This window comes from Bacillus sp. FSL M8-0077, from assembly GCF_038050255.1.
Classification (GTDB): Bacteria; Bacillota; Bacilli; order Bacillales; family Bacillaceae; genus Bacillus; species Bacillus altitudinis.
The window spans coordinates 1,290,238-1,316,688 of the sequence record NZ_JBBPAF010000001.1 but is presented as its reverse complement, the minus strand read 5'-3'; the positions used below and the strand labels follow the sequence as shown (position 1 = coordinate 1,316,688).

The following is a 26,451-nucleotide window of genomic DNA, read 5'->3' as shown; positions in this document are numbered from 1 at the left end:
AGTGTATCACTTGAAGGGTGTTTTTTTATGTCCCATTTGACTAGGTTAGTCTACTTGTTCTGGATGCCTTTTTTACGAAAAAGAACAAGAGCCGCTTCCAAAACCCGGTCAATATGCGGTCATTTTGGACAGCCAGGAGGAACCAAAAGCCATCATAGAGATCATGCAAGTAGATATCATGCCAATGAATGAGGTTCCTGAATCATTTGCAAGAGCTGAAGGTGAAGGCGATCTTTCATATGACTATTGGTACAAAGAACATGAAGCATTCTTCACAGAAGCACTTAAACCGTACGGATTAAAATTTAAGAAAGATATGCTTCTTGTTTGTGAGCGATTTAAGCTTGTTTATTCAGCTTCTTAATCTTTAAGCGGTGCCAAAAATGGTCCGCTTTTTTGCTTTCTTTTCTCCTTTCTGAAAAAGGTGAGTTGAGATCACATCTTTAGGTCAGAATAAGATCAAATAGAAAAAGTGAAGAAATTTTCGACTACACCTGTTTTTTTTCGACAAAAGAATATATAATTATTTGATGTGTGCATTGTCTCATTTATACAATGGAGGGTTTTTACATGTTAAAAAGGAAAAAAGACAAGTTTTCCGTCTTGTTAACGGAAATTGCTAAAAATTTAGATGAAACTGCTGAGTATTTTGTTAGCTATAAAGTAACAAATCAAACCACTCTGAAAGAATTTTCTGACACATTGAAGGAATATGAGACAAAAGGTGATAATCATGTTCATACCATGATTAAAGAGCTGAATAAAGCCTTTATTACACCGATTGAACGTGAAGACATTCTTCAATTGACGAATAGCCTCGACGATGTTTTAGACGGAATTGAGCATTTTTCAGCAACTTTAGAAATTTATTCAATTACAAGCTCTGACGAACATATCGACAAATTCAGCCACTACATCAGAGAATGTGCCAAAGAAATTTTAACGACTATTGAATTACTGGCTGATAATCGCTTGAAAGATATTCATCCGCACGCAATCAAAATTAAAGAGATTGAGCATAATTGTGACAATCTTCACCGCAAATCACTAAAGAACTTGTTTGGAAAAGAAACAGATCCAATTAAGGTCATTCAATACAAAGAAATTTACGAAACACTTGAAGAAATTGCTGATTCCTGTCAAGGTGTTGCCAACAATCTAGAAACAATCATTATGAAGAATGCGTAACGGGGTTAGTTAAACATGGACACATTACTCATCCTTACCATATTTATTGTCATTTGTGCACTTGCTTTTGATTTCATCAACGGATTCCACGATACAGCAAATGCCATTGCCACTTCGGTTTCAACAAAGGCGTTAAAGCCTAGACATGCTATTATTATGGCAGCGTTCATGAACTTCTTAGGAGCAATGACATTTACAGGTGTGGCAAAGTCCATTACAAAAGACATCGCAGATCCTTTCACACTTCAAAACGGTTCTGTCGTCATTTTGGCTGCATTAATTGCGGCTATTACTTGGAACTTGCTTACTTGGTATTACGGGATTCCGAGTAGTTCATCGCATGCACTGATCGGATCAATTGCAGGAGCTGTTATTGCCTCTGCTGGTTTTGGCGCTTTAAACTATTCGGGGTTCATTAAAATCATTCAAGCACTACTGCTTTCACCTATCCTAGCATTCGTATTGGGATATATCGTGTATACCATTGTCAAATTTATATTTAGAAACAACAATCTTGCCAAAACAAATAAACAATTCCGTCGTGTTCAAATTTTAACTGCTGCACTACAATCGTATACCCACGGAACAAACGATGCGCAAAAAGCGATGGGAATTATTACGATGGCTTTAATTGCAGGTAATTTGCATACAACAGACGACATTCCTTTCTGGGTACAATTCTCTTGTGCGCTTGCAATGGGACTAGGTACGTCTATTGGCGGCTGGAAGATTATTAAAACAGTCGGCGGCAAAATTATGAAAATTCGTCCAGTAAACGGAGTATCTGCCGATTTAACGGGGGCAGCTATTATCTTCGGTGCGACATTTATTCACTTACCTGTTAGTACCACTCACGTGATTTCATCTTCTATTCTAGGTGTAGGTTCTGCACATAGAGTAAAAGGAGTCAACTGGGGTACGGCAAAACGTATGCTTGTCACTTGGGTGATCACATTACCGATTTCGGGAACTCTAGGGGCACTTATATACTTTGTGTTAAATGCGATTCTCTAATATCAAAGACCTGTCTAACAGGTCTTTTCAGATTGTTGACAAAGGGCTAAAATGAACTTTATTTTAGCCCTTTGTCTTCTTTTCAGTGTGATAGAAAACCTTTGCAGTCTAGGAAGGACGAGTACTAGCACGGAGCGAATTTGTCATTCGTGAGTACCAGCGCGCAGGACTGACAAAGAATGCGAGGGTTTGTCTACACGCTGAGACCTGTCTAACAGGTCTTTTTTTATTTGTTTGCATCCTCAAATGCTCTTTTTCTGCAAGCCATTTTTTCATGAAGCAGGGTTTCCAATCATATCCATAGAAATAAATAAGTATCCATCTGTCTATGGGAGAGAAGAACATGCTATTATTTTTTCAATTGACTGTTTGGTTATTGCTAGGTGCTCTTGCTGTATATGTATTTGCGGTATGGCGCTTTGAACAAAAAGTAAAAGAAAAGATGTTTGCGATTCGTAAAACGTGGTATTGGATTTATGTAGCGGGTGCTGTAGTGTACTGGACAAATGATCCTTCTTCAATCTTCACCGATTGGATGCACTACCTGATTATTGCTGTTTTTTTCGCATTAACTGATGCCTTTATTTTCCTCAGCTCCTATATTAAAAAACTCGGAAATCATGAACTTGAAACCGACACCCATCAACTCCTAGAACAAAATAACGACCTACTTCATTCTTACCTCAATAAACTAAAAACGTACCAATACCTATTGAAAAACGAACCGATCCATGTATATTATGGAAGTATAGAAGCTTATATAGAGGGAATTGAACGACTGATCTATTCTTTTGCAGAAAAAATGAATATTCAAGCCGTTCTTTGTCCTTATGATACGCAGGAGCAAAAAGATGACCTGCTGCGGACACTTGATCAGAGAGCGCTCATTCAAGCAAAGCTTGACAGGCAGGAAGTATATTACGATGATTTCGGCAAATTGGTTCTCATCCCGTTTTCAGTAGCGGATGCACACTTTGTGATTAAGCTGACCTCTGAGGAAATTGTCACTGAATTCGACTATTTATTAATGACTTCACTAACAACGATTTATGACCTAATCTTGCCTGACGAAGAGGAAGGTGATGAAGATGGAACACGCACTTCAAGGGGATAATAACAATCGCAAGAAAAACCCTTTTAAGATTTTAAAGAAAAAACGACATATTAGTATGGCTGATTACAAGGTAAGTCCCCATACGGAGCGTATTTTCAAAAAGAATGAACAGCTCCTAGATGAGTATAAAAATAAAAAAGCTTGATTACACTAAAGGACGCGGAACTTCATCCGCGTCCTACTTCCGTTTTTACATCTACTTGCATACAATAAAACCAACTGCTGCAACGATTGAGGTGCCAATATGAAAAAGAAACTTAAACAATTGAGGTATGTTCAGTTTGCTGAATTTAAGCCATCCCCTTATATCTGCCGATTACATGAAAAAAGTGAAGCCGTCATTCAAGCGGCCAAAAAGAAAGACTCACTGATTTAATAGTTGAAGCAGCTTCACTTTTGTTTTAGGACCGTATACTCCATCACTTGTTAGACCATTCATCAGTTGAAATCGCGCGACGGCATTGGCTGTTTTTTCCCCATAAACGCCATCAATGCCCTTATCTGCAGCTGTTTTGTCAGGATAAAAATACACAGCAGCAAGCGCTTTTTGGACGAGACGTACATGCTCCCCCTTTGTCAGAGGTGATGTCACCTTTAACACCCCATCCGGCAGTTCATAACTGAGCTTTTCTTCTGCATGATAAATTTTGAGAACTTGTCCAACTCGAATCATGTTCGGGTCACTAATCTGATTCCATGTCTGTAAATCACTCACTGTGACACCATGGGCTTTGGCAATACTCGTTAGCGTATCCCCGCTTTTCACCACATATGTGATAACCGTTTCCGGATCACCTGCAGTCTCAATTCCTCTTTTAAATTCATCCCATGTAGCTAGCAGCAGACGTGGACATGTTTTTCCTGACCAATGCTGATGCGTCACCACATTTGCTAATGGAATGCCATGTTCTTTTAAAAGCTTCTGAATAAGCCACTGGGCATGTTTGACAGCTTGTTGAAAGTTTCCATCTTCGTTTTCACAAATTTCAATGCCAATCGATTTTCGGTTGCCATCTCCATGCCCATCCCCTGCATGCCACCCATTTTCATTTAAAGGGAGATGCTGAAAAATTTCTCTGTCATCCACTGTGAAGTGCCAGCTTACCTCTGTTGTTGAGCGTTTGACATATGCCGCATGACTTTTTGCGTCAGCTCCCTTAGATGTATTGGCTGTGTTATGCACAGTTACATAAAGCGGCGTCATAGCATATCCTGGCCGATTTCCGTTTCCAACTGGAATAAAATCTTGATAAATTTGTACCATGTTTTGCACTCCTTTTTGTTAAATTGATGTTTGATCTTGCTCATCAATCGGTGGCAAACGTAAGACAAATTTGTTTGTTTTCGTCATAAGACTATGGTAAAATTTGAATTCAATCGCCGTTTTATCTTTGTAAAAAATAAAAAAACAGAATAAAAAACAGGAAAAACTTCCAATTTTCTTTGATTTTATGTTAAAATTGTTAAAAATAAGCCGATATAAAAAGTAAGCGATAGCTTTATTAGCCATTTAGTCCTATATGGACTTTTCTTTTACGGCAAAAATAGAACATACGTTTGTATGGAGGTTTTGAAATGACTTATTTTTTAACCCATTTAGAAGAAGATATTAAACGGTTATACACTCAACTGCAAATAAGCGGTCCTGCCTATGTAGACATGCATAGAATCGCAGCAGAATTTCATGTATGGGTACACTACGAGGATACTGGCAGCATGATGATCAAACATCAAGGCCTTTACAGTATTATTTTAAACAGAGCCTTATCGTCAGAAGAACAGTGGCAGGATTTCGCCCACGAGCTTTGTCATGTGCTGAAGCATACAGGCAACCACTTTAACATGCACAAGCTCTTTCGAGAACTGCAAGAGTTTCAAGCAAAACAATTCATGTATCACTTTTGTGTTCCAACTTTTATGCTGCTACAAATGACGCTCCCAAACCTTAGGCAGCAAGCCATTTTGCATATTGCTCAAACATTTCATGTCACTCGGGCTTTTGCTGAAAAACGGCTTGCTCTATTTGAACAGCGAAGAGCCGGCATTCAATTTCAAAAAGAATTTACTTCTTATTTAATGAGAGCCGGCAAGGTCGCAGAAAATGAAGCTACGTATCAAACAAAAGCGTCAGCACACGTGACGTCAGAAGTTTATTCATAAAGGCTTAACACTTGTTTCAGTACATTTGTGTATTGATAAAATTGCTCGGTTTGTGTATCACGCCTACGGCTCCGCCTAAAGTCTTGAAAGAAAGCTCTTCTCTGAGCTTGGCTAATTTCAATTTGAACACTTTTTCCTGTGAGGCACTGATTATTAATATTTTGAGGATGTGTTCCAGCAAATTGATCCGATTCAGATAAAAGTAAGGCATGGAAGCCATTTTGTGTGAGACGCTTCACTGTTTCAGCAGCTTTTTCCCTGTCGGTACCACCAACTAAAGTTTGTAGGACGTCTGTCTCTCCATAGCCGTGGAGTGCAAACGTATAATGATGTGTATGCACTTGAGAAAGACAAATCGGCTCATCAAAACGTGTGCTCGTAATGTGAAGAACATGATTGCCTTTCACTTTAAGGCCCTCGAATAAATACATAGAATAATCGGTTGCTAATTCATGGGCCAGCTCGCTCACGCCAGATTCAATCCCTCCTGCATGAGGTGACAGGACGAGAAGCTGATCCCCTTTCCGCTGATGAAGAATTTGATAGTCGATCCCTTTTCTTTCATGAGCGGAAAGCTCTTCATAATTTTGATACGTATCTATGATTTGATTCATTCCATCTGCCCCATTTCTCTATATGAGCATAAGTCTACTGATCGCAAATTCTTTTGTAAAGTGTTTTCGAATGACCTGTATGATCTGAATACATCCTTAAATTTTCCTTATCTTTACGGGCTAACTGTTGAATGTTGAGAAAAAATGACCGATAATTGAAACGAATAGAACTTTTGGACTATATGAATCTTTTTGTAATCTCACTCATATATTAGAATATTGCGATCTACACTTGGAGGAATTCATGTTTAAAAAGAAAACCACCATCACCCTTGCCATCTTATGTCTTAGCTTCGCCGGAATTATTTACTGGAAATGCTTCTCTCTTCAAGGCGTGTCTCACGGAACATTCATCCGCTCGATATCATCACCTGATGGAACCTATACCATTAACACGTATCGACATAGCGGAGGAAAGCTAAAAGAGAATGCGGTCAGAGCAGAAATTGAAAACAAACTCACCCATCACAAGAAAACAATCTACTGGAAGTACCCTGATAAAGATCCTCTGATCAAATGGGAAAATGCACAGCTCGTACAAATTGGACATGAGTTTTTAAATGTGGTCAAAGGTGAAACATACGATTATCGCTTTGATCAGAAAAATAGAAAATAACGAGCCAGCAAAAAAAAACGAACCCTTTTTGGATTCGTTTTTTACGTTGACATCACCTTTTGCATAAATTCTTTCATTTCTTTGCTAACCGTCGTCAACCTATCTACAATTTCACTAAACTCCGTCACTAATAAAGCTTGTTCTGAAGATGACCCTTTCATATGGCCCATACTCTCAAGTAATGTATGTATATTAGAGGAAATCCCTTGTAATGAACTTTCTATGTTTTCTGTCGCACGTGAGGTTTCGCTTGAGAGCTTTTGAACCTCGCTCGCTACAACACTAAAACCCGCTCCCTCTTTTCCTGCCCTGGCCGCTTCAATTGAAGCATTCAATCCTAGCAAACTCGTTTGTTTAGAGATACCTTTGATCATTTTTGTAATATCTGAAGTTTTTTTCGAGCTTTCAAGTGTTTGCTGTGTTTGGAATGTCATTTCCTCACTTGTCGCAGAGAGCTCTTCTGAATGAGCCGCCACCACATGCACTTTTTCTTGAATACTTTGAATGATGTCGTTCAATGACTCCATATACGCCTCAAGTTCTATTTGATTTTTAAGTGGAAAACCTAAAGCGATTGCACCAATGACTTGTTGATTTTCATCGAAAATCGGCAATCCCATTGCATTTAAAGGCGTCCCATACACCGATTCAGGTACAAATGTACTTGATGTTTCGCCTCTAAGCGCATTTTTCATATTCTGATCATCTGGTTTAATGGGATCTCCTGTCCGTATTTGAAAATCCACATCTTTTGATGGCAAATACAGCAAGAATTTTTCTCGATCAATGACACCCATCGTCACTTCATTTTTTAAAATCTTCATCATATAAGGTGCTGCGGTTACAATACTCTGTAGTATATCCATCTTCTCTACCCCCTTAATGTATTTATCGGTCATTCCTCTTAAATTTGATTATTATTTTTTAAAATAATGATCATGATTGAAGTTTTTTTTCATATTTACGAGTAAAAAGTATGCCATTTCCTTTCTATATTCAAAAAAACGAGAATTTGCTATACTTAGAAAATCAACATATGATGAAATGGTCATGTAACCATTTTGTATATTCACTGGAGGCGCATGTTGTGACACAACTCATGAAGTATGAGCGGGCGATCGTCATCGGAGGCGGAATAACGGGAATGCTCGCTGCAAAAGTTTTATCAAGTTTCTACTTTGAAGTATTGATCATTGAAAAGGACGAATTGCCAGACGCTCCTGAGAATCGTCTTGGCACGCCTCAAGCCTTTCATCCACATAGAATGCTGCCACTAGGCAAACAAATAGTGGAACGTCTATTTCCAGGTTATACAAAAGAATTACTAGAATTGGGCGGGTACAACACATGGCATCAGACATCTCGATTTGTGACAAAAGATGGTGAGTTAGTACTCACCGATACTGAAGAAACAGCTGTCACACGACGTGCCATGCTAGAGTGGGTGCTGATGCAAAGAATGTTACGTGAGGAACGTGTTCATTTTTTAGAAAAACATGAAGCGATCTCTCTTCAATTTAAGGAAGAAACGACTCAAGTAAGTGGATTACAGGTCAAAGATCGGAGGATAAAGCCTGGAATCATTCACGAATTGAAAGCAGACTTAGTGATCGATACGTCTGGAAGAATGTCTAAATTGCCAAAATGGCTGAAAAGCGCAGGACGAACCTTGCCGCAGACAGATGAGCTAATCGTGTCTCTTGGTTATAGCACAAGATACTACCAAATACCACCTGAGGCACCGAATCTGGAACCAATGGTCATCGTTGGACAGCCAAATAAGAAAATTCCAACAGGACTGTTTGAACGAGTAGATCATGATTTAGCAGCTGTTCTTCTCTCTGCAGCTGGCGGCTCTCATTATCCAACAACGGACGCTGATCAGTTTGATGTAGAGACCGCTAGGCTGACCAATCCCTCTATAGCAGAAGCCATCACTCATTTAATTCCCTATACGAAACCAAAAGGATTTAGAGTTCCGGCTTGTGTCAGAAACCACTATGAACAAATGGAAGATTGGCCAAGCGGATTATTGGTCATGGGTGATGCCTTGTGCACATTAGATCCAATACATGGTCAGGGAATGACAAAGGCAGCTCTTGAGGCACAAACACTTGAGCGTATGCTCAAACAAGCACAAGAAGATGAGCTTATTTCTTTTGAACAGCATACCTTACAACAAATGCAGCACGCCAATGAGCTTGGCTGGTGGCTTTGTGCAATTGCGGATATGGCATGGGAAGGCGTCGAGTTAAAAGGAACCCCCATTCCCCATCTGACATTTGTACAAGAATTTTTAAATTATTATGTACAATATGCCGTTCAAACAAAACAAACTAAATACCTTGAGGCGTATCATCGTATGCATTCATTCTTAATAGAACCGAGAAAAATCATCAACCTAGAGCAGCTGCAAGACATGATTCAAGCTGACTCCACTGGTGATGTCGGCCACTGGTGGCATAGGTGGGATCAAAAGAATGAGGAATTAAATCGAGCTTTCTTCTATGAAGCTGTTCCAGACTTTCAATTACATCAATTGCTAAAATCAAACTAACATAAAAAAAGCCCCTCAACGGGGGCTTTTAATTAACGTAATAACTGAAGTACGTTTTGCGGCTGTTGGTTCGCTTGTGCAAGCATTGCTTGAGAAGCTTGAGAAAGAATGTTGTTCTTAGTGAACTCACTCATTTCTTTCGCCATATCAACGTCACGGATACGAGACTCAGCAGCTGTTAAGTTTTCAGCAGAAGCACCAAGGTTGTTGATTGTGTGCTCTAGACGGTTTTGGACCGCTCCAAGTGCTGAACGTTGTTTAGATACCGCACCGATTGCAGCGTCGATTTTTGCTACTTCAACGTCAAAGTCAAAACCATCTTCATTCACTTTAATATCTTTGACAGTCAATGTTTCAGCGTCCATTTTGCCGATCTTTACGTTGATATTTTGCTCAATGTTTGCTCCAATTTGGAACTGGAATCCATCCTCTACACTACCATCTAATAGATTCTTTCCGTTAAATGCTGTACGCTGAGAAATCCCATCAATTTCATCAACCAAAGCAGTAAGTTCTTCTTGAATCGCCGTTAAATCTTCAGTCTGCTGTGTACCAACGTTACCTGCTTGAACTGTCAATTCACGCATACGTTGAAGAATCGCATGAGTTTCAGTTAATGCACCTTCAGCTGTTTGAATAAGAGAAATACCATCTTGTGCGTTTTTAGATGCCATTTCTAATCCGCGGATTTGTCCACGCATTTTTTCAGAGATTGCAAGACCCGCTGCGTCATCTCCTGCACGGTTGATACGAAGTCCAGAAGAAAGCTTCTCCATGTTCTTTTGTCCTGCCCCATTGTTTGCAGACAAACGGTTCAGTGTGTTAAGTGCTGCGATATTGTGGTTAATTCTCATATTAAATGACCTCCATGTGTTTGAACCAATTAGACATCCATGTCCAAAAGTTCTAAATTAGAATTTTTTTGTAAGCCTTACAATCCATTTATCGAACTTTAATGGAATATGTTTAACAAAAAAGGAATAAATAAGTAAAAAGTCTTATTCATTATGATCGTTTCGCTAGAGTATGCCAAATTTAGAGGTCATTTTTCATGATTTATCAGAGGGATTTAAGAATCATAAGACTGGAGAAAATGCGAAGGAAAAAACAGCATAAAAAAAAGCCCCATCAAGGGGCCTTTCATTAACGTAGTAATTGAAGTACATTTTGTGGCTGTTGGTTCGCTTGTGCAAGCATTGCTTGAGAAGCTTGAGAAAGAATGTTGTTCTTTGTGAACTCACTCATTTCTTTCGCCATGTCAACGTCACGGATACGAGACTCAGCAGCTGTTAAGTTTTCACCAGAAGCACCAAGGTTGTTGATTGTGTGCTCTAGACGGTTTTGGACTGCACCAAGTTTACCACGCTCAGAAGATACAGTATTGATTGCTGCATCAACTTTATCTAAAAGAGCATCAGTGTTAGCTTTAGTAGCTACAGTAACAACATAATCTGCTTTCAACATTGCAAGACCATCAGTACTCATATCTCCAATAGTTACATCTAATTGTTGAGACTTATTAGCACCGATTTGGAAAGTGAATCCAGTTGTAGCCGTACCATCAAGTAATTTTTTACCATTGAATGCAGTACGTTCAGAAATTCCATCTACCTCATCAAGAAGGTTATCAATTTCATCTTGGATAGCTTTAAGATCTGTTGTTGCATCTTGAGTACCAGTGTTACCTGCTTGAACTGTTAGTTCACGAACACGTTGAAGGATTGAGTGAGTTTCAGTCAATGCACCTTCAGCTGTTTGGATAAGAGAGATACCGTCTTGTGCGTTTTTAGATGCCATTTCTAATCCGCGGATTTGTCCACGCATTTTTTCAGAGATTGCAAGACCTGCTGCGTCATCTCCTGCACGGTTGATTTTAAGACCAGAAGAAAGTTTCTCCATGTTCTTTTGGCTCGCACCGTTGTTTGCAGACAAACGGTTTAATGTGTTAAGTGCTGCGATATTGTGGTTAATTCTCATTTCCTATTACCTCCATGTATGTGGGACCTGACAGACGTCCTTGTCTGAAAAAAGTCCTTTATTCTAGGGCTTATCAACCCTGACAATTCTATTATCGGACGTGGTTATGGGATGTTTAGCAGATTTTTAAAAAAATATATTGTTTTTTTATGATGTTCATCCTAATTTTAACAATAATGCAAAATATAAAAAGCTGCTAATCTATTATCAGCAGCTTTCATTTTATCAATATTGCTTGATATCAAACATTAATATATTTTGGTACACCACATAATCTTTCTTACTTGTGAAAGGTCCTTTATTGTGTTCATCATTGATCTCATAAAAGTTCATTCCGATTCCAAAGCTTCTTTCTTTATACCAATTAAGAAAATCGTTGATTTCTTTCATTGAGAGCAGATAATCCTTTTGTAACCCATTGATCATGGTAATAGAAAGTATACCTTTCGCAGTTTCTTCGCCTGGTTTTGTTCCATCTTGGTCTTTCGGCTCTTCTGTTGTATCATCACCTGGCTTTGTTCCGTCCTGATCTTTCGGTTCTTCTGTTGTACCATCACCTGGCTTTGTTCCATCCTGATCTTTCGGTTCTTCTGTTGAATCATCACCGGGTTTTGTTCCATCTTGGTCTTTCGGTTCTTCTGTCGTCCCATCATCTGACTTTGCTTCATCTTCAGTCATTTGTAAGTCTTTTAATGGGATAGAAATCACTGATCTGTAATCACTTTTTACAGAAAGATTATTCATAGAATACGAGTAGTCACGTCCGCCAATGACATATAATTGATCATTAACAATTGCTGTAACAGCCGATACTCTTCCTTCTGGCAATTCATATGCTGAATTTTTAAATTGGCCATCTTTTGGATTAAAAATCTGAACTTCATTTAATAATTTACTTGAACGGTCACCAGAAAGTTGTCCACCAATTACAAAAAATTTCCCATTATACGTTTCATAGGCCGGTTCCACTGTATAAGAAGTTAAGTCGCCGCCTTTTAATGTACTCCATTTATCTGTTGCAATTTCGTACTGAAACAAAGACTTTTCACTACTATGCCCTATCGAATTTTCTCCACCTGCAACATAGACTTTCCCATCAATTGCAGATATAGCTCTCCCATTTCGAGGAGGTAAAACTGATGAATTCAGACTCTCCCATTCACCAGTAGTTGTATTGTAGCGATAGACATTATTCTTATAGGCGTTCTTTGATGATACAATATATATATTCTCATTTACCGCAACTGCTTGAAGAGTGCCCTTTCTATATGCTGAAAAAACAGGTTCCCTAGGTATCTGAATCGGCTCATCTGCCCATTGATCTAGTTTTGTATCATATATATCTATTGTATTATAAGCAACTTTTGTTTCTTCATTAATTCCACCTATTAAATAGATTTTGTTACCTACTGTAGCATAAGTACCCCCTGTTCTAAACCTTGGCATACTAGCTTTCTCTTCCCAAGCATCCTTTTTAGGATCATACATAAATGTTTGGTTGTTTAATGTATTTTTTTCACTTGCTCCACCAAACACATAAATCTTCCCATCAACGACTCCCACACCAGCATTAATACGTTCTTCTGGTAAATCAGCTCGTTTCGTCCAACCAGTTGAATTTGTCGCATGCGCTTTGAATGGACTAAGAGTACTCATTAATAAAAGTACCGTAATGAATAATAAAAACCTTTTTTTCATTTTTATTCCTCCAACTCTTTATATTCCCTCCTTTTATCGTTATATTTTTTACAAAGTTTACAATTTTAAAAGGTTTTTAATTTAATATTTTTATAAAATCAAATGAATTAACATCTAAAGTCACCTATTATACCTACCAATAGATCTATCATAACTATCAGCTAAGCATTACCTTTTCATAATCGCTTCTTCATCTTTCAACTGAATCATGAGTGAGGATTGAATATATAATAAATTGATAATACGTCGTGCCATTTCTGAGGGAGATGCATTGTAGTCATTTCTGATCCATTCAATGATAAAACCAAAGATGCCGTATGAGCGATACTGGACAAAATAACTGTCGTTGATTTCTGCATACTGATCACTCACAAACGACATTCTATTTTGGAAAATATATTGTATTTTCTTAAGCAATTGTTCTTGTATGTATGGAATTCGGTCTTCCATCACTAATAAATCATAATAGTCGCGATTTTCAACGATATATTGAAATACATCAGTGCCTTCTGGTTTCATGCGAGTTAAATCCAACAGTGGATTTTCACGAGTCGGCTTACAAAATTCATATTCGAAATCGACCATTTCCCGGTGAATAACATCTGCTGCTAATTCATCTTTACTTTCATAATGCACATAAAACGTTGTCCGATTATAGTTTGCCTTTTCCACAATATCCTTCACTTTTACGTGCGAATATCCTTTTTCTTTTACTAGTATTTTGAATGTTTGACGAAGTGTTTCTTTTGTTCGCTCAACACGGCGATCCTCTTTTTTGATCATGGGCCCCTCCTTTAGACACTTTTTAAAAAATGTTGATTAGAGATACATAATTTCATTTGTGTTGAAAACCTATACAAAAAAGATTTTTTGCTGATTGAAACGGAAAATCTTTCGTCCTACAATCAACTTAGTCATAAAGAAATGAATTTTTTGTGACATTTGATCTAACTTCTTTAGAATATCATACTATATAAAAAGTGAGGGCACATGATATGGAAATTCAAGCGATGGTCACAACAAATGAAAAAGATTTCGAGAAACAAACATTATTACTAGATGATCCAAAAGCAGATGAAGTGCTTGTTAAAATTGTTGCATCTGGCGTTTGTCATACGGATGCCACTGTATTAGATGGCACGCTTCCTGTCCCACGTCCTGCTTTATTAGGACATGAAGGCTCTGGTATTGTCGTAAAAGCAGGTTCTAATGTCACAACCGTTCAAGAAGGAGACCACGTTGTACTAGGTTTCGCTTATTGCGGTCATTGCCATAATTGTCTTGACGGGAACGCTGGTGGATGTGAAAACATGATTCCACTGAATTTTTCTGGTCGTAATAAACATAATGAAACGCCTATCCATACACATGATCATCAAGATGTATCACAATTTTTTGGTCAATCGTCATTTGGTACATATGCAACAGTTGATGAGAAAAATGTGGTGAAAGTAGACAAAGAAACTGATTTACGTTATTTAGGACCATTCGGCTGCGGCTTAATGACTGGGAGCGGTACTGTCTTAAATTCACTTGCTCCAGCTCCAGGTACAAGCTTTGTTGTGTTCGGTACAGGTGCTGTTGGTTTAAGTGGGTTAATGGCAGCAAAAATTACAGGCTGTGATCCGATTATTGCCGTTGATATCCATGATAGCCGCCTTGAGCTAGCAAAAGAATTAGGTGCAACACATGTCATCAACAGTAAATATGAGAATCCAACTGAAAAAGTTAAGGAGATCACAGAAGGAAAAGGGGCACATTACTCATTTGAAACAACTGGAGTACCAGAAGTCACGCTAGCTGCCCTTCACTGCCTGCGTGTCAAAGGAACTTGTGCAACAGTAGCAGTAGGAAAGCGCGATTTAACGTTTAATGTGACAAATGATCTCATGCTCAATGCGCTCACGTTAAAAGGTGTGATAGAAGGAGATGCCGTTCCTCAACTATTCATTCCTAAACTAGTCAAGTTCTTTAAAAATGGACAATTCCCAGTTGAGAAACTAGCAAAATTCTACGAATTAGAAGAGATTGAACAAGCCTTTGAAGATTCTAAAAATGGATCTACGATTAAACCAATTCTTATTTTAGATAAAGAGTATCGAGCTTAAGTCGTAATGAGACATGAAACTCAAAATCCCCCTTTCCATATAAAGGGGGATTTTTGGACTTTCATGCTGTCCTTACCTTCACACATACATCACCGGCGTCGATATTTTAATAATCTTCCCGCCTCGACGATAGAACCTTGGAACACGGCGGCTTAATGTTGCAATGACTTCATAGTTAATCGTATTAAGCATTTCAGCAATTTCATCAACAGAAATTTCTCCGCCCTTTTGACGGCCATAAATGACGACTTCCTCACCTTGCTTTGCTTTCATTTCCCCTAAACTGATCATCGTCATATCCATTGTGACTCGGCCCGCAATTGGCATTCGTTTTCCGCGGAAAAGCATAAACCCTCGATTGGATAAAGCACGTGAGTACCCATCTGCATAACCAATCGGTATGGTCGCAATGACTTCATCAGGCTTTGCCACATAGGTTGCCCCATAGCTGACCGTCCTAGGTTTTGTGACCATTTCTTTTACAAAAGCAATTCTTGCCTTTAAGCTTAGTGCCGGTTCCAATTGAACAGCGTCTAAGCTTTGAATATATTGCGATGGATACAGTCCATAAAGTCCGATACCAAGCCGGATCATATCGGCACTAAATTCAGGAAACGCAATCGAAGCAGCTGTATTGTTCATATGTACGGTCGGCAGTTTGATCCCTTCTTCTTTCAAAAACCGAAGAAAATCAATGAAGATGCTGTGCTGCAGCAACGTGAAATCAGGGTCAGGCTCATCCGCAGTGGAGAAATGCGTAAATATTCCATCCCACCTCAGGTTTTCACTCTTTTCAAGCGCCCTCACCACCGCTAACAGCTCTTCCTTTGTCCGTACACCTAATCGCCCCATCCCTGTGTCAACATTGACATGAATCCCAAGCCGGCGCTGGCTTTCTTCTTCAGCTAAGATCTCATTTGCTTGAGCAATCCAATCTTCACGAAGGCCAGATAGATCAATTCTCCAGGCTGCGGCCCTTTTCACACAGTCGAGCGGTGTAAATCCAAGCACAAGAATCGGTGCTTCAATTTTTGCTCTCCGCAATACAATGCCTTCTTCCAAACTAGCAACTGCAAGCTCCGTCGCACCGCTTTCTAGTGCCTGCCGCGCTACCTCCACTGAACCGTGTCCATAAGCATTCGCCTTCACGACAGCCATGATCTTACTCTTCTTTGGAATATGCGCTTGAATGGCTTCGATATTTCTTTTAATCGCATCAAGATTGACTTCAATCCAGACTTCTCTGCAAAGCTTTTGCATGTATGCTTCCTCCTCATCACATGAGTCATTTCAATATCAATGTTCGTTTTCATGTCTAGTCTATCTTTATTCATTTTTGAGAAAAACATTCAACTACAATGACTGGACTGGCTTTAACTTGATTGAGATAAAAAAAGAAACCACAATCAAACTGTGATTTCTTCTTAATGAACAGGAATTTAGTTAATATACAGATTTCATCATTGAATCAATTTGATGATAAATTTCCTCCAAATTTTCTCGTTCAATCAAATATTCAGCGGTGCTCTTACGAACTGGCACATCAAATTGCAGGAAGGTGATCGTGATCGTTGATGCTTCTTGATCATTCATCGTTAATCTTAATTGAAGTGTAGAAATCTCTTCATTATTATCACTCTCAGTAGAATGTTCAATCGGTATACCATCTTCTAACATGTCAACTTGTTTCAACTCTTGCAAGGAAAGTTCAGTGACTTCAAACCTGAATTTCTGAGATGAGCCGCCAGGTTGATATGTAATAAAGCGCATTTTCTTTCGCTCGTCATCAATCGCAAATCCTTTATCAACATTTTGCGAAAAGATGTATGTTGAGGACTGAAACCCGTCTTCGTGAAAGAGCATCATCATCTTATCTAATAAGATGTTTGGATCATTCTTTTCTTTTTGTCTTTGCAGCCTTCCCGCTATGAATAAAATGACCATTCCCCCAATGATGCTAAAAGCCGTTCCCAACCCATTACCTACATCTACGAAAACAGTAAAGCCTAAAATAGCAACAATAAAAGCAATTACAATTCCTATGATGAATATCACACCATGCTCCTCCTGACATGACCTTTCATTGTCATATTGGTTTAGCCATAGTATAGCATCTGGATTAAGTGCTTCAGAAGAAATCTTTTATTTGGACGTACCTTCAAATCGAGAAGAAGCATTTCAAGATACGAATAAGGATCAATATCGTTATTTAAAGGAACGAGTCCTAAATTATTTAAACGTGTAGATTCTATATTCATGAAAACAGACCACAAGAGGTCTGTTTTCATTGAAGTTAGATAAAATGTTTAAAAGATAGGAAGTAAGAATTCACACACCTTATCTTCGCCTTCTTCTTCTCTATATCTCTCCATAATAGGTGCCTGGCGTATGTTCAATTGATTGTGTTGGATCATTTGAGGTAATTGTCTCCAAAACAAATTCACTTTTTCGGCTGTATGTGTCACCGTGAACACAGCATACTTTCCTCCTTCAACATGACCAGTCTGAACCAGTTGATCTTTGGAGAAATCTCTATTTGTCATGAACATGAGGTCATATCTGCAATTTTCAGATAAAGTTCTGGCAGGATCATCTTGAGGGACACCGTATATGCCATGTTTCTTTAATTCATCATTGAATTGATGTTCGTTGATCCATTTTTTAAATTTCTTCATCATCTCCACGTTCTCTTTACTGCCATACGGTCCTATATTTCTCATATACACCATTTTCATATTCGTTAACATTTCAATTTTGTAATTCATGATTCCCCTCCAACTCTTATTGGAAGATTGGCCAATCATTCCTTACATCCAACGGTAACACCCTTTAAAATATAATGCATTAGGATATTAAAAATAATGGAATCTCATATTCTCATTGATACGATGTCCAATTTTTAATCATAAAAAAAGAACGGATTTTAGCCGCTCACTTGTTATTGGTTTTCCTTTGAAGAAATGACTTTAAGAAAACTGACAGTCAAATAGATTATTATTCCGAAAAACATACCATTTAACATACTGATAAATAACATTTTACAAACCAGGCCAACATAATAAGACGCTGGCGTCCCTGGAAACACAGCCATATTGAAGAGGCTAATCATAAAGGTTAAAACAAAAAATATACTGAAAACCCTTCGAAATAATGTTGATTTTAACATTGTCACTTTACTTCCTCCTCAATATATTCATAGCATATATACCGTCTTAAAATAAAAAGCCCTTAAGGGGCTTTTTATTTAAGCAGTATAACCGATACTTGCCGTATGACCTCTCCTAGCTACATCATGACTTGCTGTCACTTCAGATGTAAAATAGCTAACAATACTGATGACACTGATCACTGCGCATACTACTGATAACGTTTTAAATTTCATACTGACAGTCCCCCCGCTTTACTTGAGTTTGGAAATAAAGAATTTTTTCATAGAAATGCATCGCATTGTCTTTATCTCCCATCTCATTATAATATTTTGCAGCATCTTTTGCTAAGTCTTCAAGGTCAGGATACATGGACTTCATCTCTAACCATTCTGAAATTTTTTCTAGTTGTTCAAAATTGTTGTCAACGTATAGTGATTTTAAAAACGTAAAGATACGTAACAACACATGATCTTTCAGCTTTTCAGATAGTTCTATACCGTTATGTAATGCATACGTACCTAGATCCTGTTCGTTCTTTTTAAAATAGGATTTTGATAACATAACGAGAGGGTCTAAAATTCGATTTAAATGCTCGTACCCCTGCTCTTTAAATGCTCGAATCGAGTCATTAAAGTGAACAATTGCTTGCGCTAGGTCACCATGATGGAAATAACTCAACCCTAAATTATAGAGCGCTGACCCTTTTAGTCTTTTTGTTGAGTGATCGGCAGCTTGTTCAAGCGCACGTTCAAAATGTGGAATGGCTTTTTCGGGGCAGCCCATATCAATATAGTTTAATCCAATGACAAAAGAACACTGGATTTCTCTGACTGTGTATGTATCTTTTTCTCGGTAACATTCTATCGCCTGTGCGATATGGTGCATGGACATGTGGGTTTGTTTCATGTGGTAATAGATTTCCGCCATCTTGTAATTGAACTCGGCACGTTCAATATCGTCGCTGACAAGAGACAGCTTTTTTTCTGCTCGCTTATAGAAGGTAATCGCATTGAGGTATTCATAGTTTTCAAATTCATACATCCCATAGAAAAAATTAAAGTAATACTCAAGCAATCCTGTTAATTTCTCTTGATCTTTTTTTATCTTCACTGCAAGTTCCCTGAAGTTCGCTCGTTCTTTCCCATTTTCTAAAGGATTCAAGTAATCTAGCATTAATTTATGTCTGAACTCCATGAGTGAGAAATACAATAATAAATCTTGATTCTCTTCCATATGATCAATCATTGATTTGATTTCTTCTTTATATGCTTCGGCGTCCGGTACATTAAATCGTTGAATATGATAATACCATTCATTGATTTTCAAACCGACGTGAGAAGAAAGCACTTTCTCCATCAGCTCTTACCCCTTCCTCTATTTTCCCTATAATGACATATATTATCATTTTATGAATCATTCGACACCGAAAATAAACCGCAAAAAAGCCCTATAAAGGGCCGTGTGAATGATAGATAACATGACTTCTATTCATAAATAAGGACCCAGTACTTCGCCCCAGGCTCCCCTTCCTCTACTACAGCCTTCCAGCCTCTGTTTTGATAAAAAGACAAAGCTTTGTGATTTTCGGAGACACATTTGAGGGTGACTGGTGTTCCGAGCACTTTGATCGCATGTTTCAGCAGCAGATCGCCAGCCCCTTGACCAGCAGCTTCTGGATGTACAAACAAGAGATGAATAAAACGATCTGGTACATATAATGAGATGAATCCAAGGATTTTATTGTTCTCCTCAGCTAAGAAAATTTGCTCTTCCTGCGTATCTTGATCAAAATCTTGCAGATTGATTTCTTCTGTATTGAGCCAGTGAAAGCTCTGACGTCGGGATTCTAAATAGATTTGTCTTAATTGTGGATAATCTTCTATGCTTGCTTCTCTAATCAACATCGCAACATCCCCTATGTTTGTTCATTCCACTCTAAAATGTGTTTTGCCTGTGTTCTGCCTGCAAATAACAATTGATCACTGAACTGCGAGTCATTGACAGCACGCGCAAGAGCAATTGTACCAATCATGCTGCTTACTAGTGCGTAACTGGTAGAGAGATCTATGTTTCCCGTATCGGCTATAAACGCCATAAACCGTTTCAATTCATCGGTATAAGCTTTCCGTACCTCTTGCGATAATTGAGCAATCTCCCCTGCCAGTGCAGGCAGTATACAGCCGACTTCCGTCTGATCACGGTGAACGGAACTTAAATAAAAGTCAATGATCGTCTGAATTCGGGGCTGATCTGCCTTCTTGTCTGCAACACTTTGCAGCAGCTTGATCGTATCAGTAATAGCAAAATGAAAAGTCTCTATCACCAACTGATCCTTGTTCTTAAAGTGAGCGTAAAACCCTCCATGAGTTAGACCTGCCCCTTTCATAATATATGGCAAACTGATACTACGGACGCCATTTGTTCGAAATGCTCGTGCAGCACTTGCGATGATCTGCTCTCTCACTTTTGACTTATGACCTTTCGGATAAGGCATCCTCTTTCCCCCTCCTTCCTTTTAACTCGTCTAAGTATATTTATCAAAATATTATATTCATCATATTATCATGTGTCAATTGACTGAAATCTATCTTTCCTCACTCAGATGGGATTGACTTCGCTAAAATATGATGACTATAATATATTATGATCATCATATTTTGAAATTGGAGGTGCAAGAAATGATTCATTTTGAAACAGTAGATACATTAGTGATTGGATCAGGTCCGGGAGGCTACGTGGCGGCATTACGTTCAGCTCATCTCGGCATGAAGACAGCGATTGTAGAACGTGATCAATTAGGTGGCGTATGCACCCATGTAGGCTGTATCCCTTCTAAAGCGCTAATAGCAGAAGCAGAGCGGTTCAAACTCCGCACACAATGGGGTGGTTTTCAAGATGGCGGTTCTTTCAATGAAGCTCAAGCGTTCAAAAAAGCGGTTGTGGAAAAACAAGCTGGAGGCGTCCAATTTTTGTTAAAGTCAGCGGGAGTTACCATTTTGGAAGGCGATGCAAGCTTGTTCGATCAGCATACAGCGGTGATTCAACATGCCGAAAAAGGTGAAAAACGAATCAACTTCAAACACCTTATATTAGCAACCGGCTCTCGTCCAATTGAAATTAAATCACTCCCTTTCGGAGGTCGTATATTGTCTTCCACTGAAGCACTATCCCTTCCCGAAATCCCTAAAAGCCTTGTCGTAGTTGGGGGTGGATATATTGGTGTTGAACTCGGACAGATGTTTGCAAGGTTTGGATCAAAAGTCACCATTCTAGAAGGCGGCAATCAAGTATTGCCTGGTTTTGAAAGTGAACTTGTCTCTCCTGTTGTTCGACAATTGAAAGAAGATGACATCACCGTGATTACAGGAGCAAACGTCATAGGTGCCGATCAGCATATGAGCGGAATTGATCTTCATTATGAGAAACAGAAAGAAAGTTACACGGTGCAAGCGGAATATGCACTGATTACTGTCGGAAGAAAACCGAATACAGATGGAACATTAGGTCTTGATTCTATCGGGTTGTCTTTTCCCCCTCACGGACGTATTGAAATTGATGAACAATGCAGAACTTCCATTCCGCACATATATGCGATTGGTGATATCACCGAGGTTCCTGCTCTGGCTCATAAAGCTTCCTATGAAGCGAAGGTGGCAGCAGAGGCAATCGCTGGTAAACCTTCGATGATCGATTATAAAGCGATCCCACTTGTTGTGTTTTCCAGCCCAGAATTGACGAGTGTTGGACTGAGCGAAACGGATTGCAAACAAAGATCCATTCCGACTGTTATTGGAAAAACAATGTTCTCTATTAATGGTCGAGCGCTGGCATTAAAAGAACCAGAAGGATTTGTGAAGATTGTGGCCCATGCTGAATCTGGCCTTATTTTAGGAGCACAAATCGTAGGTGCAGAGGCATCTACTCTTATATCAGAACTTTCTCTCTCTATTGAAATTGGTGCTACAGTAGAAGATTTAGCCATGACGATTCATCCTCACCCAACATTAGGTGAAATGATCATGGAGGCTGCAGAAATGGCCACTCGTAAAGTTGAAAAATATCTTTCACGATAATTCATTCAGGTGCATCTTTTAAAGGTTGAGCAAAATAATCGCCATAGCCTACTTAGGAATAGGCTATGGCGATTTCAATTGAGTCATGATATAAAAGCAGCGGTATATTGACCTTTAATTGGATACCTCACGTTTTTTCCCTAACTTCATCGATAACTGAACACCAATCATCAGCACCACGATGGCGAGCATTGCGACAATAGCAGCTTGAAAATGTCCGCTGATATCGAAAATCAAACCGATTAAAAATGGACCAAATCCTCCCATGATGTACCCGCCCATCTGTGACATCGCTGACCATGTACCGGCTTCTTCTGGTGTACGCGTTTCAATAATAGGCAGCATAAGCGCCAAAGGAAATAATCCACCTGCTCCAATCCCTAGAAAAATAACAGCTGGCAGGATCGGCATTGGCAGTAGAAGGAATATGAGGCCAATCAGCTCTGACAAACTGCATAAGATCAGAAATAATTTCGGCTTTCCTAGACGATTGACGATGTTTGGAACGAGTAATGCCACTGGAATCTGAATGAGTGTAAATATCGTAAGCAGCATGGCGGCATACTGCGGACTATTCCCAAAATCAAGCGCAATGGGTGAAATCCACGCTGTTAACGAATAGAACATGCTAGACATAAAGCCAAAGAACAAGGTGAATTGAATGGCTTTTTTGTTTCGCAGCGGTAATCTCAGCGGCACGTCTGCAAGATCCGCTTGTTGGTTTTGACGAGCTAGACCGAGCCATAAGATCAGTGCAATAACGCCTAAAACTGCCCAGCAGGATAAGGCAAGTGGAAGGTTATGCTCACTGCGAAGGTAAATGGGAATGGTCAAGCCCGAAGCAAGTGCAGCTCCAACTGTCATCGATATAGAGTACACACTGACAATCCCAGGACTTTTCGGGAAATACTTTTTAATAAAACTAGACAACAATGGTCCGGCAAAACTAATTCCAACTCCTCCTGCAAAAGCAGTCATGAGAAGGATGGTAACCGTTTGACTTGTACCACGCAGTCCAGTCGCAATTGTGATAAGAAAAATCGAGAAAAAAAGAGTTCTCTCTAATCCAAACCGGCGACTTAGTTTCGTTGCTACAGGTGCAAACACTCCCATACACAAGACCGGCAAAGTGGTTAAAAGACTTGCCGTCAGTGCACTAACGCCAAAGTCTGATTGAATCATGCTCATCATAGAAGCTACGGATGTAATGATTGGGCGCAAGTTTAAGGCAGCTAAAAATAAAGCGGCTAAATAAAATACTTTTTTCATCAATACTCTTCTTCCTCTCTCATCTTGTTGAGGTTACTATGAGTATAAATTCGCTTCATTCATTGATCAATACAATAATTCGTATTATGATGATAGGAAAATACTATCATCAATGAAAGGATGGCATATGGATACTCGTCACATTACCTATTTTATGGCTGTTTTCAATCATTTACATTTCACAAAGGCTGCAGAGCAACTAGGTATATCACAGCCTACATTAAGCCAACAGATTCAACTGCTTGAAGCTGAAGTTGGGATGCCGCTCTTTGACAGAATCGGTAAAAAGGTAGTTGCAACTGAAGCTGGTACGCTTCTTTATCAATATGGCATGAAAATGCTTCAGGCTGAACGAGATGCAAAAAATGCCATGAAAGAACTGTTATCTGAACAGCGAGGTACCGTTCGACTTGCCGTCCTCCCCTCTGATCTTGACTTTCAGCTTGTTCCGCTTTTTGTAGAATTTAAAAAGCTGTATCCAGAGATCAACCTAAAGGCTTTTTCGACCATCTTTGTTCGTGACGAGGTGCTCTCACATAAAGTCGATATCGGAATTGGGCTGCACGGGCCTGCGGATAAACGCCTGATTCAAATTCCACTTGGCGATGAGCCCTACGAATTGTTTGTTCATTCAGACAGTGAACTGGCAAAAAGGCGTGAAGTGACGCTAAAAGAGCTGACAAAGCATGCACTGGTCATGTATCCAAAAGGCTACCTAGGAAGAGATTTGGTCGATGACGTATGTAAAGAACACGGTTTTGAATTGGACACGGTCATGGATGTTGGGTCTGCCACTTCATTATTGCAGTTGGTTGAAGCCGGGATCGGCGCCACCATCCAGCCAAGAGGGCTATTAAAGCAACATTCAGCATGGCCTAATATTGTCTCTATCCCTATTTCTGCTCCTGCTCCTGTTCGGCATCTTGAATTAACGTATTATGCCGATCGATTTGTGACCAAAGCGCAAAAACAGCTATCTGAATGGCTAATAGACTTTTTTAAATCAAGAACAAACTAAAAAGTGAGGGTAACACATGAAGAATGCAAACAGCATATTTACAAGAACAAACCGGGTTGTGATTCGTCAGTTTGATCAGCAGGATATTGAAGCATTTTATCAATACCGATCAAATCCCTCTATTGCCACATTTCAATCATGGGAAAACTACACGCACGAAGACGCTGAATCATTTGTTCAACACCAAATGACGCAACAACCTAATCAACCAGGGACGTGGTTTCAATACGTGATTGCCTTATCTGAATCCAATCAGCTGATAGGAGATTGCGCCATTCATACACTTGACAGCGAGCCTAGAATCGTTGAAATAGGATTTACACTCGCGCCTGACTTTCAAGGAAAGGGCTATATTCACGAAGCCTTGAATTCAATGATCGAATATATTTTCACTACACTGAACAAGCATAAAATCATTGCCTTTACTGATGTGCGCAACGAAAAATCCATTCGAGTGCTAGAACGTTTAGACATGAGGCGCGAAGGACATTTGCTACAAAATTATATGTCAAAAGGACATTGGGTCGATGAGTATCAATATGCCATTCTTCAATCCGAGTGGGCCGCCAAGCGTCATTAAACATTTATTTCCTATTCAAAATACCTAAATAAGCGCTCCAAGGGCCTACATCCTCTCTAAAGTTGAGTAAATTTTTTTCATGATACAGTCCTAATTAGAAAGGTTGTTTGACGATGAGATTCAAGAAAAAATTAGTTATTACCGTTCTTATTGCTTTTGTTTTGTTTTCTTCCTATTATTCACTTAAACATTTATTCATCAAAGAAGATGCTACAGCTGTATCTGAATCCAAACCTTCATTTCTAAATGACAAATTAGCTACTATCTACCTTTCAGCATCAATTGATTATCAGCGTGAAGGGAGCTACACAGTATATATAAATAAAAAAGGGGAAATAACTACCTCAAAAGGTGGCGCAATTGAATTAGGTTCTATTGCTCAAGGTGAACAGATGTTAATGAAAGAGAACCCTTCTGAAATAAATATTCTTGGAAAAAAAACTGCCCATTTTAAGTTTAAAAATAAAGTACATACTGGCTATGGCCAAGCTAATGGATATTTAAAAAACAAAAAAATATTTTATACATTAAACAACCAAGGTTTTGGAGAAAAGGATTATCAAAGTTTAATCAGATGGGGAAGCAGTAAAAAATTTCAAGAGCAGATTTTAAATGGATACTTTGTTAGTACAGGAAACGATGATGATAAAATTTACGTGATCAATCAAGATATGGACACTGATCATTCTACATTTCATGAATTGAATTTACAGAACAGACCGACTCTTAAAAAAGGTGGTCATGTTAAGCCCATCAACGAAGACTGGGAAGTTTATTCAAATATCATCATTAAGGACAAATTAGCTTATTTTGTCCTCTATCACACTCCTGAAGATTCTAAAGATGTGTCTTTTAAAGTAGCCGTATTTGATATAGAAAAGAACAAATTAAGGGGGACCTATTTACTTGGTAGTTATGAAAGTGAAGATCAACTAATACCACCAAATGAAAAGCACTTCTATATAAAAGACGATATTTTATATCATTTCACTGCACATTCTAAGATTTATACATTTAACACAAAAACAATGAAATCAGAAGGTTCCTTTTCCTTAGAACAAGAAGAAGGACTTGAAGTTAAGTTCGTTCATTTAAATTCTGATCATATATACTCATTAAACCAAAAAAAGACCGGAGAATATGAAATATCTTCTTATTCATACCAAAAGGGAGAAAGATTGAATTCTTTAAAGATAAAAGGTCTCGACAAAATTTTGGATAAGAATCATGTTTCTGAATATGACTTTTTCATGTTAGAACAAAATAGAAATGATGTTCTCAAAATATTTAATAGGTGATTCTAAAGGGAGAATGAA

General features: G+C 38.7%; 27 protein-coding genes and 1 pseudogene. 14 read left to right on the top strand and 14 right to left on the bottom strand.

Translation table 11 applies throughout. The features are described 5' to 3' along the window. Window positions 1-49: 49 nt before the first annotated feature. From NST57_RS06730 to NST57_RS06705, 6 genes and pseudogenes are all read left to right on the top strand, one after another. Window positions 50-364 (top strand): annotated as a pseudogene (locus NST57_RS06730) (ASCH domain-containing protein); the annotation flags it as partial. 206 nt (window positions 365-570) lie between these two features. Beyond that, window positions 571-1,188 carry a DUF47 family protein gene (locus tag NST57_RS06725; RefSeq protein WP_142154820.1) on the top strand — a complete coding sequence of 206 codons (618 nt, stop codon included), beginning with the start codon at window positions 571-573 and terminating at the stop codon, window positions 1,186-1,188. A gap of 15 nt (window positions 1,189-1,203) precedes the next feature. Further along, window positions 1,204-2,202 carry an inorganic phosphate transporter gene (locus NST57_RS06720; protein WP_142154819.1) on the top strand — a complete coding sequence of 333 codons (999 nt, stop codon included), beginning with the start codon at window positions 1,204-1,206 and terminating at the stop codon, window positions 2,200-2,202. Between the two features lie 343 nt (window positions 2,203-2,545). After that, a complete protein-coding gene (locus NST57_RS06715; RefSeq protein WP_024719591.1) occupies window positions 2,546-3,316 on the top strand; it encodes a type II toxin-antitoxin system SpoIISA family toxin in 771 nt (256 codons plus the stop codon). Further along, a complete protein-coding gene (locus tag NST57_RS06710) occupies window positions 3,285-3,461 on the top strand; it encodes a type II toxin-antitoxin system SpoIISB family antitoxin (RefSeq protein WP_008346289.1) in 177 nt (58 codons plus the stop codon). The genes NST57_RS06715 and NST57_RS06710 overlap by 32 nt, the downstream gene beginning before the upstream one ends. 99 nt (window positions 3,462-3,560) lie before the next feature. Beyond that, a complete protein-coding gene (locus NST57_RS06705) occupies window positions 3,561-3,692 on the top strand; it encodes a hypothetical protein (protein ID WP_255201815.1) in 132 nt (43 codons plus the stop codon). Here NST57_RS06705 and NST57_RS06700 read toward each other — a convergent pair. Then, entirely contained in the window at window positions 3,681-4,580 is a 900-nt protein-coding gene (locus tag NST57_RS06700) for an N-acetylmuramoyl-L-alanine amidase (protein WP_035700416.1), read from the bottom strand. The two genes, NST57_RS06705 and NST57_RS06700, sit on opposite strands and share 12 nt — an antisense overlap. Before the next feature lie 311 nt (window positions 4,581-4,891). On the opposite strand from NST57_RS06700, the gene NST57_RS06695 reads away from it, so the two are divergent. Beyond that, complete coding sequence (locus NST57_RS06695) at window positions 4,892-5,476, top strand: ImmA/IrrE family metallo-endopeptidase (RefSeq protein ID WP_057079648.1); 585 nt, start codon at window positions 4,892-4,894, stop codon at window positions 5,474-5,476. Here NST57_RS06695 and NST57_RS06690 read toward each other — a convergent pair. Next, complete coding sequence (locus NST57_RS06690) at window positions 5,467-6,090, bottom strand: poly-gamma-glutamate hydrolase family protein (protein ID WP_341298296.1); 624 nt, start codon at window positions 6,088-6,090, stop codon at window positions 5,467-5,469. The genes NST57_RS06695 and NST57_RS06690 overlap by 10 nt on opposite strands. A gap of 244 nt (window positions 6,091-6,334) precedes the next feature. On the opposite strand from NST57_RS06690, the gene NST57_RS06685 reads away from it, so the two are divergent. Continuing rightward, a complete protein-coding gene (locus NST57_RS06685) occupies window positions 6,335-6,706 on the top strand; it encodes a DUF5412 domain-containing protein (protein WP_341298295.1) in 372 nt (123 codons plus the stop codon). Between the two features lie 41 nt (window positions 6,707-6,747). Here the strand turns inward: NST57_RS06685 and NST57_RS06680 are convergent, their stop codons facing one another. Continuing rightward, window positions 6,748-7,572 carry a methyl-accepting chemotaxis protein gene (locus tag NST57_RS06680; RefSeq protein ID WP_341298294.1) on the bottom strand — a complete coding sequence of 275 codons (825 nt, stop codon included), beginning with the start codon at window positions 7,570-7,572 and terminating at the stop codon, window positions 6,748-6,750. Window positions 7,573-7,793: 221 nt separating this feature from the next. Between NST57_RS06680 and NST57_RS06675 the strand changes: the two genes are divergently transcribed. After that, a complete protein-coding gene (locus NST57_RS06675) occupies window positions 7,794-9,263 on the top strand; it encodes an NAD(P)/FAD-dependent oxidoreductase (protein WP_341298293.1) in 1,470 nt (489 codons plus the stop codon). A 32-nt stretch (window positions 9,264-9,295) separates the two neighbouring features. On the opposite strand, the gene hag (NST57_RS06670) is transcribed toward NST57_RS06675, so the two are convergent. The 4 genes from hag (NST57_RS06670) to NST57_RS06655 form a co-directional block, all read right to left on the bottom strand. Further along, a complete protein-coding gene (hag, locus tag NST57_RS06670; protein WP_025207195.1) occupies window positions 9,296-10,117 on the bottom strand; it encodes a flagellin Hag in 822 nt (273 codons plus the stop codon). A gap of 289 nt (window positions 10,118-10,406) precedes the next feature. Further along, entirely contained in the window at window positions 10,407-11,240 is an 834-nt protein-coding gene (gene hag / locus NST57_RS06665) for a flagellin Hag (RefSeq protein ID WP_073414242.1), read from the bottom strand. A gap of 225 nt (window positions 11,241-11,465) precedes the next feature. Continuing rightward, window positions 11,466-12,938 (bottom strand): Kelch repeat-containing protein, encoded by a 1,473-nt coding sequence (locus tag NST57_RS06660; protein ID WP_341298292.1) that lies wholly within the window; start codon window positions 12,936-12,938, stop codon window positions 11,466-11,468. Between the two features lie 168 nt (window positions 12,939-13,106). Continuing rightward, window positions 13,107-13,721: a TetR/AcrR family transcriptional regulator gene (locus NST57_RS06655; RefSeq protein ID WP_341298291.1), complete on the bottom strand. Its 615-nt coding sequence runs from the start codon at window positions 13,719-13,721 to the stop codon at window positions 13,107-13,109. 212 nt (window positions 13,722-13,933) lie between these two features. Here NST57_RS06655 and NST57_RS06650 point away from each other — a divergent pair, with 212 nt between their 5' ends. After that, window positions 13,934-15,046, top strand: coding sequence for an NAD(P)-dependent alcohol dehydrogenase (locus tag NST57_RS06650; RefSeq protein WP_341298290.1), 1,113 nt, complete (start codon window positions 13,934-13,936; stop codon window positions 15,044-15,046). A 78-nt stretch (window positions 15,047-15,124) separates the two neighbouring features. Here NST57_RS06650 and alr read toward each other — a convergent pair whose 3' ends face one another. The 6 genes from alr to NST57_RS06620 all read right to left on the bottom strand — a co-directional run bounded on the left by alr (window position 15,125) and on the right by NST57_RS06620 (window position 20,689). Continuing rightward, complete coding sequence (gene alr, locus NST57_RS06645; RefSeq protein ID WP_142154811.1) at window positions 15,125-16,306, bottom strand: alanine racemase; 1,182 nt, start codon at window positions 16,304-16,306, stop codon at window positions 15,125-15,127. Between the two features lie 183 nt (window positions 16,307-16,489). Then, a complete protein-coding gene (locus tag NST57_RS06640) occupies window positions 16,490-17,101 on the bottom strand; it encodes a hypothetical protein (RefSeq protein WP_073415612.1) in 612 nt (203 codons plus the stop codon). Window positions 17,102-17,352: 251 nt separating this feature from the next. Further along, on the bottom strand, window positions 17,353-17,811 hold the full coding sequence (locus NST57_RS06635) for a GyrI-like domain-containing protein (RefSeq protein ID WP_073415610.1): 459 nt from the start codon (window positions 17,809-17,811) through the stop codon (window positions 17,353-17,355). Window positions 17,812-18,417: 606 nt separating this feature from the next. Then, entirely contained in the window at window positions 18,418-19,551 is a 1,134-nt protein-coding gene (locus NST57_RS06630; RefSeq protein ID WP_073415607.1) for a response regulator aspartate phosphatase, read from the bottom strand. A gap of 128 nt (window positions 19,552-19,679) precedes the next feature. Further along, window positions 19,680-20,099 (bottom strand): GNAT family N-acetyltransferase, encoded by a 420-nt coding sequence (locus NST57_RS06625; RefSeq protein ID WP_073415605.1) that lies wholly within the window; start codon window positions 20,097-20,099, stop codon window positions 19,680-19,682. Window positions 20,100-20,110: 11 nt separating this feature from the next. Further along, a complete protein-coding gene (locus tag NST57_RS06620; protein WP_341298289.1) occupies window positions 20,111-20,689 on the bottom strand; it encodes a TetR/AcrR family transcriptional regulator in 579 nt (192 codons plus the stop codon). 184 nt (window positions 20,690-20,873) lie between these two features. Here NST57_RS06620 and lpdA point away from each other — a divergent pair, with 184 nt between their 5' ends. Further along, entirely contained in the window at window positions 20,874-22,268 is a 1,395-nt protein-coding gene (gene lpdA / locus NST57_RS06615) for a dihydrolipoyl dehydrogenase (protein WP_341298288.1), read from the top strand. A gap of 114 nt (window positions 22,269-22,382) precedes the next feature. On the opposite strand, the gene NST57_RS06610 is transcribed toward lpdA, so the two are convergent. Then, window positions 22,383-23,537 carry an MFS transporter gene (locus NST57_RS06610; protein ID WP_341298287.1) on the bottom strand — a complete coding sequence of 385 codons (1,155 nt, stop codon included), beginning with the start codon at window positions 23,535-23,537 and terminating at the stop codon, window positions 22,383-22,385. A 112-nt stretch (window positions 23,538-23,649) separates the two neighbouring features. Here NST57_RS06610 and NST57_RS06605 point away from each other — a divergent pair, with 112 nt between their 5' ends. From NST57_RS06605 to NST57_RS06595, 3 genes are all read left to right on the top strand, one after another. Beyond that, window positions 23,650-24,555 (top strand): LysR family transcriptional regulator, encoded by a 906-nt coding sequence (locus tag NST57_RS06605; protein WP_341298286.1) that lies wholly within the window; start codon window positions 23,650-23,652, stop codon window positions 24,553-24,555. A gap of 16 nt (window positions 24,556-24,571) precedes the next feature. Continuing rightward, window positions 24,572-25,135, top strand: a complete 564-nt coding sequence (locus NST57_RS06600; RefSeq protein ID WP_341298285.1) for a GNAT family N-acetyltransferase — start codon at window positions 24,572-24,574, stop codon at window positions 25,133-25,135. 113 nt (window positions 25,136-25,248) lie between these two features. After that, on the top strand, window positions 25,249-26,433 hold the full coding sequence (locus tag NST57_RS06595; protein WP_142154805.1) for a hypothetical protein: 1,185 nt from the start codon (window positions 25,249-25,251) through the stop codon (window positions 26,431-26,433). The last annotated feature ends 18 nt before the right edge of the window (window positions 26,434-26,451 follow it).